The organism is Micrococcus sp. HMSC31B01, assembly GCF_001816085.1.
Taxonomy (GTDB): domain Bacteria; phylum Actinomycetota; class Actinomycetes; order Actinomycetales; family Micrococcaceae; genus Micrococcus; species Micrococcus luteus.
Genome location: NZ_KV825140.1, coordinates 1 through 585 on the forward strand (window position 1 = coordinate 1; position 585 = coordinate 585).

General features: G+C 70.8%; 1 protein-coding gene. It reads left to right on the top strand.

All coding sequences use genetic code 11. The annotated features are described in order from the left end of the window. Positions 1-125 precede the first annotated feature (125 nt). Positions 126-542: a DUF3054 domain-containing protein gene (locus HMPREF3105_RS06785; protein WP_070709032.1), complete on the top strand. Its 417-nt coding sequence runs from the start codon at positions 126-128 to the stop codon at positions 540-542. The last annotated feature ends 43 nt before the right edge of the window (positions 543-585 follow it).

Here is a 585-nt window from a genome sequence, read left to right on the forward strand (position 1 = left end):
TCAACAACGTCATGACCTCTTACACCTAGCTCCGACAAAGATGGGATTTTGTCGTAGGTCCCGTCCACAGACTCCCTCGAGCGGGCGCTCCGCGCCGATCCTCCGCGGTGGGCCAGACTGGATGCATGACGTCCTCCCCCACCGCCCGCCGTGCCGCGCCCGCGGAGCACCGTGCTCAGCGCGGCGCCGTGCTGGCGCTTGCCGTCGACCTCCTGCTCACCCTCCTCTTCGTGGCCCTTGGCCAGGGGCAGCACGCCACGGAGCGTGGACCGTTGGGTCTGTTGATCACGGCGGCGCCGTTCCTCGCGGGCCTCCTCCTCATGATCGGGCTGACCGCCGGCCACCGGACCTGGGCCCGGGTGTGGCCGCACGGCGTGATCGTCTGGCTGGGCACCGTGGCCGTCGGCATGGTTCTGCGCGTGGCCTTCGGCCTCGGTGGCGCGCCCGCGTCCTTCGTGCTCGTGGCACTCGGGGTGCTCGGCGTCCTGCTCCTGGGCCGCCGGGCGGTGAGCGCCTGGCTGGTGCGTCGAGCCCGGGACTGAGAGGCCGGAGCGCGGCTAGGTGTTGTGGGTCATGAGGTTCTTG

Bases quoted from the DNA above. Each gene is read 5' to 3' on its own strand.
- HMPREF3105_RS06785 (WP_070709032.1), top strand. From the start codon at position 126: ATGACGTCCTCCCCCACCGCCCGCCGTGCCGCGCCCGCGGAGCACCGT.